9 protein-coding genes are annotated in these 14,500 nt (G+C 55.8%); 1 reads left to right on the top strand and 8 read right to left on the bottom strand.

What is annotated here, in order from left to right; all coding sequences use genetic code 11:
• Window positions 1-396 precede the first annotated feature (396 nt).
• The 4 genes from rbsK to BN3795_RS10900 all read right to left on the bottom strand — a co-directional run bounded on the left by rbsK (window position 397) and on the right by BN3795_RS10900 (window position 4,116).
• Window positions 397-1,704 carry a ribokinase gene (gene rbsK, locus BN3795_RS10915; RefSeq protein ID WP_198524695.1) on the bottom strand — a complete coding sequence of 436 codons (1,308 nt, stop codon included), beginning with the start codon at window positions 1,702-1,704 and terminating at the stop codon, window positions 397-399.
• Window positions 1,705-1,816: 112 nt separating this feature from the next.
• Window positions 1,817-2,647 carry a GGDEF domain-containing protein gene (locus tag BN3795_RS10910; RefSeq protein WP_068784711.1) on the bottom strand — a complete coding sequence of 277 codons (831 nt, stop codon included), beginning with the start codon at window positions 2,645-2,647 and terminating at the stop codon, window positions 1,817-1,819.
• A gap of 5 nt (window positions 2,648-2,652) precedes the next feature.
• On the bottom strand, window positions 2,653-3,744 hold the full coding sequence (locus tag BN3795_RS10905) for a GGDEF domain-containing protein (protein ID WP_110945134.1): 1,092 nt from the start codon (window positions 3,742-3,744) through the stop codon (window positions 2,653-2,655).
• Between the two features lie 12 nt (window positions 3,745-3,756).
• Window positions 3,757-4,116: a response regulator gene (locus tag BN3795_RS10900; protein WP_068784709.1), complete on the bottom strand. Its 360-nt coding sequence runs from the start codon at window positions 4,114-4,116 to the stop codon at window positions 3,757-3,759.
• Between the two features lie 133 nt (window positions 4,117-4,249).
• Here BN3795_RS10900 and BN3795_RS10895 point away from each other — a divergent pair, with 133 nt between their 5' ends.
• On the top strand, window positions 4,250-7,345 hold the full coding sequence (locus BN3795_RS10895; protein WP_068784708.1) for an ATP-binding protein: 3,096 nt from the start codon (window positions 4,250-4,252) through the stop codon (window positions 7,343-7,345).
• Window positions 7,346-7,368: 23 nt separating this feature from the next.
• Here the strand turns inward: BN3795_RS10895 and BN3795_RS10890 are convergent, their stop codons facing one another.
• The 4 genes from BN3795_RS10890 to BN3795_RS10875 form a co-directional block, all read right to left on the bottom strand.
• Entirely contained in the window at window positions 7,369-8,535 is a 1,167-nt protein-coding gene (locus tag BN3795_RS10890; protein ID WP_068784707.1) for a response regulator, read from the bottom strand.
• A gap of 523 nt (window positions 8,536-9,058) precedes the next feature.
• Window positions 9,059-10,702, bottom strand: a complete 1,644-nt coding sequence (locus BN3795_RS10885) for a DHA2 family efflux MFS transporter permease subunit (RefSeq protein WP_068784706.1) — start codon at window positions 10,700-10,702, stop codon at window positions 9,059-9,061.
• 16 nt (window positions 10,703-10,718) lie between these two features.
• Window positions 10,719-11,156, bottom strand: coding sequence for a MarR family winged helix-turn-helix transcriptional regulator (locus tag BN3795_RS10880; RefSeq protein ID WP_068784705.1), 438 nt, complete (start codon window positions 11,154-11,156; stop codon window positions 10,719-10,721).
• Between the two features lie 245 nt (window positions 11,157-11,401).
• Window positions 11,402-14,440 carry a glycoside hydrolase family 2 TIM barrel-domain containing protein gene (locus BN3795_RS10875; protein WP_068784704.1) on the bottom strand — a complete coding sequence of 1,013 codons (3,039 nt, stop codon included), beginning with the start codon at window positions 14,438-14,440 and terminating at the stop codon, window positions 11,402-11,404.
• Between the last annotated feature and the right edge of the window lie 60 nt (window positions 14,441-14,500).

Here is a 14,500-nt window from a genome sequence, read left to right as displayed (position 1 = left end):
TGCGATTCATCGTTTCGATCTCGGCATCGGGAGAATGCCTTGGGTTCGGGTGCCCTAAATATATCGTTCGCTTTTGGGGTTGTCAATCGTCATCTTGCCGCTTGCCCGATCGCATGATCGATCCTAGACTGACCGCAGGCTCCGAGCCCTAAATTGTTGCTTTTTGTGCAGCATTTTGAGCCTGAAACCGCGGGGTTACCCCCAAATCTTGCATAAAGTGCAGCATTCTCAACCGAAGGTCCACCCGGATATAAGAAAATGTTGCAGATTTTACAACAATGACGTTCCGAGGGGGGAGTAACTGATGAGAATGATGCATAAAATGCAACCTTTCCTCATCGCCCAAAAAAAGCTGCTTCGTCGCTATGAAAGCGAGGAAGCAGCTTTTTTCGGGATTCACTCGACCAGCCAGCGCCGGAGCACGTTCGCGTGATTATACACCGGGTCCTTGGCGGCGTACAGCAAGGTGACCGGGCGTTCTCGCGCAAGATCGCGGATACGGCCGGCCAGTGCGGCGCTCTCCGGGCTTGAGTTCAACTCCCGGAGATAGCTTGCGCTGAAGTCCGCATACCGCTCCATCCGGTGGGCGAATGCCTTGCGCAGCTCCGGGCTGGGCGCAATCGCCTTCATCCACTCGTCGATCGCGGCATCCGCTTTGGTCATCCCGCGCGGCCACAAGCGATCGACCAAGATGCGATACCCGTCCTCCGGAGCTGCGGGTTCATAGATCCGCTTCACACGGATCTGCTCTTTTAGCGCTGCGGTGGGCGAACCGGACGCAAATTGCCGGACTTCATCCGCTGTCGGCATCCCCGCCTGGGCGCCAAACTTCGTTACGGCCAGTGCAGAAGCCAGCGATGCGAAGCGCACCGCTCCTTCGAGATCCTGCCCCTCCGCGAGCGCCGTCGCTAACGCGGCGTTGAAGCAATCGCCGGCCCCGGTCGTGTCCACGACGGGCACCGCGTTGCCCTCAACGATGCGAACCTCCCCGGCCTCATCCAGATAAGCCGAACCGGCAGCTCCCAGAGTTGTTACAACCTGGGCTGCGCCTAGCGCCATCAGACGCCGCATCGCCGGGCCAAGAAAATCGCCAGGCGGTACGCGGTCTGCCGCCGGCTCCATCCCTGCGTACCGCCCAAGTTCCGTGCGATTGGGCGTAATAAAGTCGATACAGCTATAGAGCTCCTGCGGCAGCTCTCGGGCCGGGGCAGGGTTCAGGATAACTTTCTTCCCCAGCGACTTGGCGGTGCGGGCGGCGTGAAGCACCGTCTCCACGGGAATCTCCAGCTGAAGCAGCACAATGTCGGCCTGCTTCAGCTTGTCCAGGTGCAAATCGATATCCGCGGGCGTCACCCGGTCATTTGCACCTGGAACCACAATGATGCTGTTGTCCCCCTCGGCGACACAGATCGAAGCGACGCCCGACGAAGCGCCTCGCAGCCGCTTAACGCCGCCGGTATCAACGCCTTCTCGGTTCAGGGCAGCCAGCAGCTCGCCGCCGAAGGCGTCCGTCCCGACCGCACCGATCATCGAAGTCGCCGCTCCTAAGCGGGCGGCGGCCACCGCCTGATTCGCACCTTTCCCGCCCGGAATCAATCGAATCCGGTCGCCAAGCAGAGTCTCTCCCTTTTGCGGAAGATGTTGCGTCTCTACGACGATATCCATATTTAAACTGCCGATGACAGCCACCTTGGGTTTTGACATCATTGATCCGTCCTTTAAGGGGGTTGCCTTAAAGTGTATGCCAGAACCCGGTTTTCAGCAAGCCGGCGGGTTCCCCTTCGTGTTGTTCCGTTCGCTTCGCGGCAGGGAAGGATCAACTAACCTCCTCCTCGTAGACGACATAGCGGTTTTTCCCCAGCTTTTTCGCTTGGTACATCGCATGGTCTGCCGTTTTTAACAGAATGGAAGTATCCGTATCCCGGGGCGAACCCAGCCGAATCCCGATACTTCCCGTTACAGGGAACTCCCGGTCCCCCAGCACGAACGGGTGCTGAAGGGTTCGCAGCACGGCCTCCGCCGCACGCTCGGCCCGTTCTCGGCTGCCGTCTTCGAGAATGATCAGAAATTCGTCTCCGCCGATCCGATACACCCGCTGATTCCCGCGCGTGAAGGGATGCAGCCGAATTCCAACCTCCTGGATGAGCAGGTCCCCCATATCATGCCCCATCGTATCGTTAACCGACTTGAATTGATCCAAATCCAGAAACAGCAGCGCTAGCGGTTCCCGGGCTTTGGTCGAATCGAAATAACGGTTTAATCCGTTTCGATTCGGCAAACCGGTCAGCGCATCGCGAAAAGCCATTTGTTCTAACATTCTCCGATCGGCGACCAGAGTCAGCCAGGAGAAGAGAAACACGAGAAACAACACCGCGGCCACGCCATACACGGCAAAAAAATCGACGGTGGCTTCATCTTGTGCACTTCGGTTGCCGTTCAACAGCATTTCAGCCATGTGTGTGACCCAGATCGCCACACCGATCGCCGAAGCAATGCCGCAAATCATCAGCGCCCTTGTTTTCCGGTCGGTCCGCGGCGATTTGATGATACCCGCGGCAATGCCGAGCGCGGAAAAAGAGGCCAGGATCGCCAAGGCCGCCGGAACCCCGACCAAATTCCAATCCAATCCGCTGCTCTTCAATCCCATAAATTTCACCTTCCCATTCGATCCTTCGAATCCTTCGTCAGGTACAGGTTAGCTCTCGCGGCCTGAAACACCCCTTCTCCGTGCAAAGGGAACACGCCGATACCCACAGCCGCGGTCAGACGACACTCCGGAGCCAGAGGGTACGAGATTTCCCCGATCGCCGCCGCCAGTCCTCGGCCAAGCAACACCGCCTCCGCTTCCGTCAGATCCCATGCGATCGCCGCGAACCGGCATTCCCCCATGCGGCACAGCACAGCCGCAGCCGGCAGACGGCTGTACAGCACGTCGGCGATTTGCTTCTGCCAGTCATCTTCGGCTACCTGGCCCAACCGTTCATATACCGCCTGCAATCCTGCGATTTCGATATAGAGGACCGCAAACGGCCGTTGTCCTCCTTCTTCCTGCCGCATGGACTGCTCCAGCCGTTCCCGAAAGAACGATCGATTCGGCAGCCCGGTCACCTCGTCGTGGTAAAGGCGGCGATGAAGCTCATCGCGCATCTCCAGACGCCAGGCCGCGAGCCATATCAAACGGCCCGCCATATCAAGGAATGCCAAGGTGTCGGCTGACGGCGGGGCATGTTGCTCGCGGTGCAGCTCAATGACCGCGGCCACGCCTCCCTCGGGAGCCAATATCGGGACTGCCCAGCAGGAGCTCAGTTGCGGATGATCCAAGAGCAGATCCCGATAATAAGCGCATCGCGGGTCATCACCGACATCCGGCACAACGATCAACCGCTGCTCATATGCCGCAGCAGCGCAGGCACCCAGCATCGGTGCCATTTCCAGTCCTTGAATCCGGCGAACATATTCCCTCGGCAGACCGGACGCGGCAACTAACCCTAAGGGGTGCGCTCCATTCTCGGTGTCCGGCAGAAAAATGGCGCAACTCGCATCGGTTTGCCGTTCGATGAATCCGGCAAGCTCCTGCAGGATGCGCTTCAATTGAATTCCCATCGCAATCATATCCAAGATACGGCTCTGCTGTTCAAGCAGTTCCCGCAGGTTATCCTTCCGACTGCGGGGGGCTGAATTTAACCCCGCAGAACCTCTTGCCAACCGGACAAATCCAGCAGCAAGTCGCTTTGATATCTCCATAACCCACCAATCCTAACTCAGCACTTTCCGGATTGCTTCAGTCACTCGTTCCTTTTGGAACGGCTTCACGACGAAATCGAGCGCCCCGGCCTGTATCGCTTGAACCACCATTTTTTGCTGGCCCATTGCGGAGCACATAATGATTTTGGCATTCGGATCTATCCCTTTGATGGCTTGCACCGCTGCGATCCCGTCCATTTCGGGCATCGTAATGTCCATCGTGACCAGGTCCGGGGTCCATGTATCGTAGAATCGGACCGCTTCCAGTCCGTCCTTCGCTTCCGCGACGACCTCGTGGCCGTCCTCCTGCAGCATTTGCCTGATAACCATACGCATAAACGCGGCATCATCGACAACCATGACGCGTGCCATCCCCATCTCTCCCTGCGGTCAATATGACACATCTATCCTATTTTCACTTATTCAACTCTACAATTTATCGACAAGAGCAGACTTTCCTCGCAAAAAAGGAAAAACGAGCCCCCGTATCGAATTTAAATCGATTATGAAATACAAAAAAACACTGCTCATTATTGTCATGTTCGTGATCGCCATTACCGGTATTCGGCTGACCTGGCTCGGATTGAATCGTACCATCGACCATCCGCAGGCATCAGGCGGCATCTTGGACCTTCGAGGCTGGAAGCTTCCGGCGAATCACACGATTCCGCTGGAGGGGGAATGGGATTTTTACCCGGACGCGCTGATCGTTCCTTCTTCGGACACCGAAGACTTGAACCGGGAAGTTAGCGAAAAAACCTCCATTCCCGTACCTGGAACCTGGCGGAACTATTTTCCGGCAGCGCATCAAGGCTCCTATCATGTCGGAACTTACCGATTGCAAATTTTAATGGACGAAGAGGCTTCCGCCTCTTCCTATCTGCTGCGTACGGGAGAAATCAAACGCGCATCGGCCGTTTACATTAACGGCAAATGGGTAGCCGGTCAGGGAGTTCTAGCGGAGAACGAAGCCGAATTCACACCCAAATACGTACCTTATTCGATTCCGATTCCCCAAGGGGCGACGAAGCTGGACATCGTCATCCAAGCCGCTTCTCATGTGGGGGAGGGCGGAATCATCCAGCCCATCCGCTTAGGTACAACGACTGCGGTGAATCACCGCATCGGGATGTCCATGAGTCTGCAAGGGCTGCTCTTTGTCGTTTTACTCGTGCACGCGCTTTATGGAGTCATGCTTTATTTTCTGGGGGCTCCTCGCAAAGGCTTGCTATACTTCGCCGCTGTAATCTTCTGCGCGATTGTTTCCGTCATCGGGGCCGACGACAAACTGCTGTATCTTTGGCTGCCTGACTTCCCCTTTGAGGTGGGTATAAGGCTTATCGTCGCCTCGTATGTTGGAGTCGTGTCCTTTATCCCGCCGCTGGTGAAGAATATGTTCCCCGGTACTGCCCAATCCAAGCTGCTTCAGATATTTGCCTGGTTCTCTGGGGGGTATGCGGCGTTTGTCCTGATCTTTCCAACCCGAATCACGCTGCAGGTTGAGCGGGTGATGCTGACAACCGTACTGCTGTCCGCCGTATTCATCACGGCCTGGCTGCTGCGCAAAGCGATCCGCAAGCAGGAGGATGTGATCTTCCTGTTTCTGGCTTGTACAAGCCTGGGCACCAACATTGTTTGGACCATTGTCCAGAGTCGGCTGGGGTTGTATCGAATGCACTACCCGTTTGATTTGATCTTCACCGTGCTGGCCTTTGCGGCATTTTGGTTCAGGCGGTATTTCCGAACCGCTCAGCAAACCCAACGACTGGCGGGTCAACTGCAGCAGGCCAACCAGCAGAAGGACGATTTTCTCGTCAATACGTCGCATGAGTTAAGAAACCCGTTGCACGGCATCATGAACATCACTCAAAGCGTGCTGGACGATCGGGAGCACCCGACAAGCGAACCCCAGCGCCAAAAGCTGGAGGTTCAGCTGTCTGTAGCCAGACGACTGTCCCGGTTGCTTGACGATTTAATGGATGCAGCCCGGTTGAAAGAGAATCGGCTTCGATTGGAGTTCACCCGCATCCAACTGCAGAACGTCATCCCCGGCCTCCTGCAGATGCTGGGATATCTGCTCGATGGCAAACCGGTTCAACTGCGAGTTGCCATCGCAGAGGATTTCCCATCCGTACGTGCCGACGAGAACCGGATCATCCAAGTGCTCTATAACCTGCTTCATAACGCGATTAAGTTCACCGATCAGGGGGAAATCACGTTGGAGGCTGAAACGAACGGGGAACTCGCCTACATTCGTGTGAAGGATACGGGGATCGGGATGGATGAGGAAACTTGCCGGCGCATCTTCTTGCCCTATGAGCAAGGTCCGTCGAACATGGAGAGAGCCGCCGGCGGATTCGGTCTTGGACTGAGCATCTGCCGCCAGCTCGTCAACCTGCATGACGGGACACTGGAGGTATCATCTGCCCCGGGGCGCGGCTCTGTCTTTACCTTTACGCTGCCGCTTGCCTCCGCCTCGGAAGCGGAGCTGCCGGCATCCCTGGATCCGGCGGAAGCCACGCTGCCCGACATGCAGAACGCCTTCGCCGAGGCGGCGGCCGCGCGTGTGTCGGAGCCTCCGTTGCAACCGGAACCCCAGCCGCTTGTGAACAGCGGCAAACCGAGCATCCTCGCGGTCGATGACGATCCGGTGAATCTGAAGATCCTGACCGATTTGCTCGGTCCGGCGGAATATGCCATCACGACCGCGACAAATGCGGAGGAAGCCCTTCGTTTCTTGAACCAGGGAAGTTATGATCTCGTGGTGACCGACGTCATGATGCCTGGCGTGTCAGGTTATGAACTGACGCGCGCGATTCGCCGCCGATACACCCTCTCCGAGCTTCCGGTCCTCCTGTTAACGGCCAGAAACCGGCCGGAGGATCTATTTACCGGCTTCGAATCCGGCGCCAACGATTACGTGACCAAGCCGGTGGATGCATGGGAGTTGAGATCGCGGGTACGGGCGTTGACCGCATTAAAAGTATCGATCGAGGAACGGCTTCGTCTGGAGGCCGCTTGGCTGCAAGCCCAAATCCAGCCGCATTTCCTCCATAACACCATCAATTCCATCGCTGCGCTCAGCACCATGGATACGGGCAAAATGCAGCGGCTGCTGGAGGAATTCAGCCAATATCTGCGAACAAGCTTCGATTTTCACAACTCGGACCGGGTCGTTCCGGTGAATCGGGAATTGGAACTGGTTCGTTCTTATCTCTTTATTGAAAAGGAGCGTTTTGGCAGCCGGTTGAATATTCGCTGGGCACTCCACGTAGAATCCACCTTCATGCTGCCGCCGCTCTCCATTCAAACGCTGGTGGAGAACGCCGTCCATCATGGAATTCTCCGGCGTTCCAAAGGGGGCACCGTGGAGATACGCCTCGATCGTACCGCAGAGGGATTCGAGGTGTCGGTCATCGACGACGGGGTCGGCATGAGTGAGGAAGCGCAGCAACAGGTGCTCATGCCTTCCTTCCGGCCCGGGAAGGGAGTCGGTTTACGCAATACAGACCGCCGCCTCAGACAGTACTATGGGCAGGGATTAACCATTCGCAGCTCTGCTGACCAGGGGACATCGGTATCCTTCACCATCCCCGGATGACTTCAAAAGCCTTCCCCGCAGTTTTAGGAACTGCTTTGGGGAAGGCTTTTTTGCTTAAGCGACCACTCAGTATACCACTGAATAATCGAAGGATTGGGGGGTTCGTTCAGCTCTGCGTCAAGCGCCTCCTCCAGGTTGCGATATTGGCGCATGACCAGAGCGCGTTTATCCAAGGAGGCGTACAACTTCATCAGCGCGAAATGAGCTTCCTCCTCCAGCGGATGGCGTTCGCAAATCAACTGGTACCACTCGATTGCCTTCTCCTGGTTTCCCTGCGCCATAAGCCATTCGGCCAAGTGGGAAGCGATCCGAAGCCAGGAGGATTTTAACCGGTAACGTTCGCTCTCCGCCCACCAATAGTCATAATCCTGCAGGTAATCCCCTTGGTAAAGGTCCAGTGCCGCTTCGTATTCGGCAGCGGTCTGCGCGTTGACGGGAGTTGCGGAACCGGCAAACCGATCCCAAGCTTCCACATCCACTTCGGCGTTGGTGAGCTGCAGGACATAACCGTCCGTTTCACTGTTGATATGCAGAACTTCACCGAAAGGCTCAAGCGTTTTGCGAATATGGTAGACTGCCGTATACAGCTGCGAATAGGCTCGGCCGGGTTCATATTCCGGCCACAACAATTCGATCAGCACAGACTTGCGAACAAGCTGTTCCCGATGCTGGAGCAGGTACAGGAACAGTTCCTGGGCTTTCGTTGTCCGCCAGCGCACCGGTACGGGCTGCAGGTTCGCCGTTTCAATCTGAAATTGCCGAAACATTCGGATTTTCATTTGCTCTCCCTGGACAGTCAGGGGGTCCTCTTGCTGCTTTCGGAGCTCTAAACGTTCCTGAATCCGCTGCAGCGTGATCTCCATCCGCGCTTTAGGGACCGGTTTCATTATATAATCCAGCGCGTTGAGCTCAAACGCTTTGATGGCGTACTCGTCATATGCGGTAACGAACACCACGTTCAAGTGAGGCCTGTCCTGCAATAGTTGCTCGGCGAGTTCAATGCCGTTGATTTCGGGCAAATGGATGTCTAGGAACACTACATCCACCTCCGCTTCCTTCTCCAGCACATAATGCTTGGCTTCAATCGGATCGGAGAATTTGCCGAGGATTTCAATTTGCGATACCTGCTGCAATTGATGCTCCATATAATTTAAGGCCAGATGTTCATCATCAACCAAGATTACCTTCATCGGCAACTCCCCTTGTTTGATCTTCAATCTTATCCTTTAGTATACCTGAGATTATGATGATTTCCATCGAAAATGCGAGATTCTTATCAATTCGCCGCGGACGATGGTCAGCGCTTTGTAATACTGCCTGCTCTAACGCGGATGAGAAACGTTAAGCGGGCCATTTGAGCGCGAGTTGAATTCTAACGACGCTGAGCCACGCTATTTTAGCGAAAACTCCCCCTTTTAGCCCTAAAACGATGCAATAAGCTCTGTGATCCGCGTTAGAATGGCAAGACGGCAAGTTTGCCCGGTTTAACGTTTGCAGCAAGCGTTAGAGTCAGTTTGGCGAGTTTCGCAGACTGCGGACTATAGAAGCGTGAGTTAAAACATGACAGCGAGAAGAGGACGTCCCTCCCCCTTTGCAGGAGTTCGCCTCTTCTTACCCCTCGGAGGAGGGGCTCTGACCGCAAAAAAAGCCAGAGCATTCGCATCAAGATGCGATTACTCTGGCTTAGAGATTCGTTCTCTATTCGCTTTAGCTTTAAGCTTGTTGCGTCGCGGAAGCCTGTGCCCCTTGCGCCGCCCCTTCCTCGCCGCCTTCCTTGGAGGTCTGCGGAGCCGGCGCCTGGTTGGTGGACCGCAGCGGCAGTTCTCTCAGGAAGAAGACCAGCACGAAGGCCACGACCAGCACCAGGGTTCCGGTCAGGAACACGGTGGACAACGTGTTGCCCAGCGCATCGCGGATCCCCTGGATCATCTGCGCGAACAACGGCTGCGCGTCCGCCGGCAATCCGGCTTGCGTCTGCTCCAGCAGCGGCTTGTTCATCAGCGTTTGCGGGTTCGCAAACGCGGTCATTTGCTGTACCATCTGCGGATCCATTTGGCTGATATCCGGAGCCGAAGCGGATTGCAGCGACTCTTTCAGGTTTTTCGTCAAATTGTTGGACATGACCGTCCCCATGACGGCGATCCCGATCGTACCGCCGAGGTTACGGAACAACTGGGTTGAAGCGGTAACGACGCCCAGCTCTTTATGAGGCACGGCATTTTGCGTAGCCAGCGAGAACACCGGCATCCCGACGCCCAGACCCAAGCCAAATACAATCATGCTGAGGATGGCGACCGGCACGCTGTTCATGAAGACCATAATGGCCATCCCTGCGATCATAATCGGAATGCCAAACAACGCGAATTGCTTGTATTTGCCTTTCTTCGCGATCATTTGCCCGGTGATGGCGCTCGCGACAACCATGACGATCGACATCGGCATCGTGACATAACCGGCATAAGTCGGCGAAATGCCAAGCACGCCTTGCACGAAGAACGACAGGTAAATCAAGGCGCCCATCATTCCGAAGTTCATAATGAAGCCGATGATGTTGGAAATCGTAACGACATCGTTCTTAAACAGGTGAAGCGGCAAAATCGGATTTTTCACTTTCGATTCCACGAACACGAAGATCAATGCGGATACGACTGAAGCCACAAGCAGACCGATAATTTGCGTTGAACCCCAGGCATACGTCGTTCCCGCCCAGGAGAAGGCCAGCAGCATCGGCACGATCGTCGTCGTCATAAACAGCGAACCTAGATAGTCGATGCTTTGGGAGCTGCCGCGCTCCATTTTTGGAAACAGCGACAGGATCATGACAAACGCCACAATGCCAAGCGGCAGGAAAATCCAGAACAGCCAGTGCCAATCCATGTGATCGACAAGGTAACCGCCCAAGGTTGGGCCAAGGACGCTGGAGAAGCCGAAAATCGCCGTCATAAGGCCCATCCATTTACCGCGCTCCCGCGGCGGGAACAAGTCGCCGACAGCCGTGAAGGCGGTCGACTGGATGATGCCGGCGCCAATCCCTTGAATCCCCCGATAGGTGATGAACTGGAACACGTCCGAGGATGTCCCGGTCATAAAAGCACCCGCCATAAAGAGCAGGATCCCGATCAGCAAAAACGGCTTCCGCCCGTACATGTCGGACAGCTTGCCGACCAGAACAGTAGCGATCGTAGACGTCAGCAGATAAATGTTAATCGTCCAGGTATAATAGTCCATGCCGTCCAGAATCGAGATGATTCGCGGCATCGCTGTGCTCACGATCGTCTGGTTAATGGCAGCGAAGAACATCGCGGCCATAATTGCGATCATGATTGAAACTTTACGTTTCATTGATAGGTGTTCCATATGGTCTCCATCTCCGTTATAAATTATTGTCTATATTTGCAAGCACCACGCCAAAAATCCGTCGCAAATGCTGTAAATCCTCTTCCTGCAGTTGATCAAAAATTCCCTCAAGCATTTCCTTCTGCCGTTCGGTGACCTGGCTGATCATCTCCCGGCCCCGTTCGGTGATCGTAATGTTCACCACCCTGCGGTCGTTCTCCCCGCGTTCCCGGGTGACGAAACCTTCCGTAACCAGCCGGTCGGTAATTCCCGTAATCGCCGCCGAGGTAATTCCCAGCGCTTCTGCCAACTGGGATACCGTATGTGTCCCCGTGGCGTTCAGCATGTAGAGCATTTTATATTGCGGGAAGGTCAGGTTAAAATCGCCGCCCCGTTTTTTCCACTCCTGAGAGATCGCCTTGATCAGCGTTCGAAACATCGAGGTCACTTCGAACAGCTCTTCTTTTTTCACCAACGCGCTCCTCCTCCTCCCTGTATTGAGCCGTTCGTTTATTTAATCATTTAATTACTTTACTATTTAAATATTTCAGCGCTTAATAATATACTCCCTAACGAATCGCCCGTCAAGCTTTCCTCCCCGCAAAAATTTGCCATGGAGAATAAATTTTCCCGTCATTCAAGCTCCCTTGCGCATAATAAAGAAGCCGTTCCCCAGCGGTGCCTGAGGAACAGCTCCTTTACGTCGATTGTTGATGACCTCTATTCTTCTTCCTTAAATACCGGTTGGATCGTCACCTCGAAATCAAACGACTTCTCGGCGAACCGATAAGGCTCTGCCAGCTGCGGTCCGCAGGAGCCCGATCCCGCGCCGCTCATCTGGTAATCGAGCGAAACGATCGTTTCGGGACGCCGCTTCAACTCGTACGTATGCTTGGCCGCCGTCAGATCCTCGGCCGTATAATGCAGCGCCTGGAACGAGAACGGCTGCCCTGCCGTGAACTTCAGCCCCATGCCCTGAAGGGTGGAGGCTATCGCCCAATCGGTGCCGTATCGGGAACCGGTCTCCTGCGGCATGACGTAGTTCTCGAACATGTCGTCCACCGAGAGCAGATATTTTCCTTTGCGTACGCTTGCGCGTTTGTCCACGTAGCTCTCATGCGGGCCATAGCCGCAATATTCGATCTCCTCGGTCCCCTTCGGCATCGTCAACTCCAAGCCAAAGCGCGGCAGATAAGGAAGATTCTCGCGCACGTCGGCATGAACCGCCAGCTTGATTTCACCTGTTGCCGCAACCGTCCAGACGGCGCTGCCCCGCACGAGCGGTTCATAGCTGTAGCTGGCGAGCGAGAAGTCAACGCGGATTTCGACCGATGCGTCCGGCTTGCGCTCCCAGCGGCTGGCGTACACCTTCATGGCCGCATGATCAAGCCCCGCCGCTTCCCATTCCTTACGAATGTACATATCATTGTCCATCGGTGCCCGCCACAGGTTAAACCGGACCGGACCGGCGAGCAGCGGAACGCCATGTTTCGACACTTGCTGCGGCAATCCCTTGTTCAGGTCAAACCCATATTCGAAATCAAATCCGTTCACCAGAAGCAGACCGTCGCGTTCCTCCGCTTTCATAAAGGCTGCATATTCTCCGGTTTGTGAATGCTCCTCTGGGGATGCCGGCCCCTTCGCCCCCGTCAATTCAAATTGATCAAAGGCAATTTCGTAACCTTCCTCCGCCCAAGGCGTGTCCTGCTGCTGCCGGACCGAACAGGTCAATATGAACGGTCCCGGCATATCCTGCGGCAGATCGAAGGGAAGGGACAATTCTTGGGTCTCGCCCGGTTCCGCCGTGAGCGAAGCCGTCCGTCCCTGCCGCAGCACTTCTCCTTCCCGCTCCAGCTTCCAGTTGACCGAGAGATGCGACAGATTGCTGAAGTCATAACGGTTCCGCACGCGGAACCGGCCTTGGGCGGCGTCCCCCGCTTCGATCCGAACCGGGGCAATAACCTGCTTTAGCTCCAGCAGCCCGGTGTGCGGCCGGCGGTCCGGCGAGACGAGCCCGTCGATGCAGAAGTTCCCGTCGTTCGGCCGATCGCCGAAATCGCCGCCGTAGGCATAATAGCGCTGCCCGTCCGGCGTTTCCGCGGCGATGCCGTGATCGCACCACTCCCAGACACAGCCGCCCATCAGCTTCGGATACCGATAAATGACGTTCCAGTAATCCTGCAAATCCCCCGGTCCGTTGCCCATAGCATGGCTGTACTCGCACAGGAACAGCGGCTTGGTGCTGTTCTCATCCAGGGCGTAACGCTCGATTTCCTTCACCGAAGCGTACATGCGGCTGTCCAGGTCGAGGCATGCAGTATCCGGATCGCCGTAATACCGGGCATCCGCACCTTCATAATGGACCGGCCGGGAGGTGTCGCGCGCTTTCGTCCATTCTGCCATAGCCTTATGGTTCGCCCCGTATCCGGATTCGTTCCCCATCGACCAGATGATCACGGAGGCGTGGTTTTTGTCCCGTTCGACCATGCGGACCGCACGCTCCACGAACGCTTCCTGCCAATCCGGGTTCTCGGACAGCAGATGGAACGCCCCCTCTTCGAGTTTGCCCGTGCTCGTCACCCCGTGACACTCCAGATCCGCTTCATCGATCACGTAGAACCCGTATTCGTCGCACAGATCAAGAAACTTCGGGTCGTTTGGATAATGCGAGGTGCGGATCGTATTTACGTTATGCCGCTTCATCAGTTTCAGATCCGTAACCATATGGTTCAACGGGATCGTCTGCCCCAGCTCCGGATGAGAGTCGTGCCGGTTGACTCCCTTCAACTTCACGGCGCGGCCGTTGATGCGGAAGATGCCGTCTGCGATCTCTACCTTTTTGAAACCGATGCGAAAACGAAGTACTTCTCCCCCAGCCTTCAGCAGCAGCTCATACAAACGAGGTTGCTCGGCATTCCACAACTGCGGCTGCGGCAAGTCCAGCTCGATCGCCCCTTTGCCGTCGATTTGTGCCTCCTGTTGCCCAACCAGTTGGCCCGCGGGATCCCGCAATTCCGCTTGTACTGTCAGACTGCCCATCGTGACAATCTCCGAGTAGAGCTTGCCCTCAGACAGATCGGCCGACAGCTGCGGCTGGTTGAATACGTCGCGGATATGCGCTGTTTCCCTGGACAGCAAATAGACGTCACGGTAGATTCCGGAGAACCGCCAGACATCCTGATCCTCCAAATACGTGCCGTCGCACCATTTCAGCACCAGAACGGCAAGTCGATTGCGGCCCGCCGTCACGAACGGCGTGAGATCGAATTCTGCCGGAATTCGGCTGCCCTGGCTGTACCCGACGAAGTGGCCGTTCACCCACAAATAGAAGCAGGCGTTGACCCCTTCGAACACGAGATGTGTCTGCCTCTTCGTCCACGTTTCCGGTAAATTGAACTCTCTCGCATACGCGCCAGCCGGATTGTCGTCCGGTACGTACGGCGGATCGTAAGGGATCGGGTAGTTCACGTTCGTATAATGCAGTTGGTCGTAACCGTTGGTTTGCCAGCAGGAAGGCACGATCAGATCGTCCCAAGCGCTTACATCCGTTTCCGTCTCAAAAAAACGTCCGTCCACTTCGCGAAAACTGCGATGGTACCGGAACTTCCACATCCCGTTTAAGGTTTGGTAATACGGCGAGCGTCCGCGTTTTCCCGCACGGGCTGCTTCCGCGCTGCCATAGGGAACATAGGAGGCCCGGGCCGGCAGCCGGCCGATGTGCAGACACGACAGATTTTCCCATTCATGGTTCAGTTCCAACCTAATTCACTCTCCCACAACGAATTTGCTCTCATTATAGAGGTGGGATATAATCGGGCG

The sequence above is a fragment of the Paenibacillus phocaeensis genome, from assembly GCF_900021165.1.
GTDB classification, from domain to species: domain Bacteria; phylum Bacillota; class Bacilli; order Paenibacillales; family Paenibacillaceae; genus Fontibacillus; species Fontibacillus phocaensis.
The sequence above is the reverse complement of the archived record's forward strand: the minus strand, read 5'-3'. Positions and strand labels throughout refer to the sequence as shown.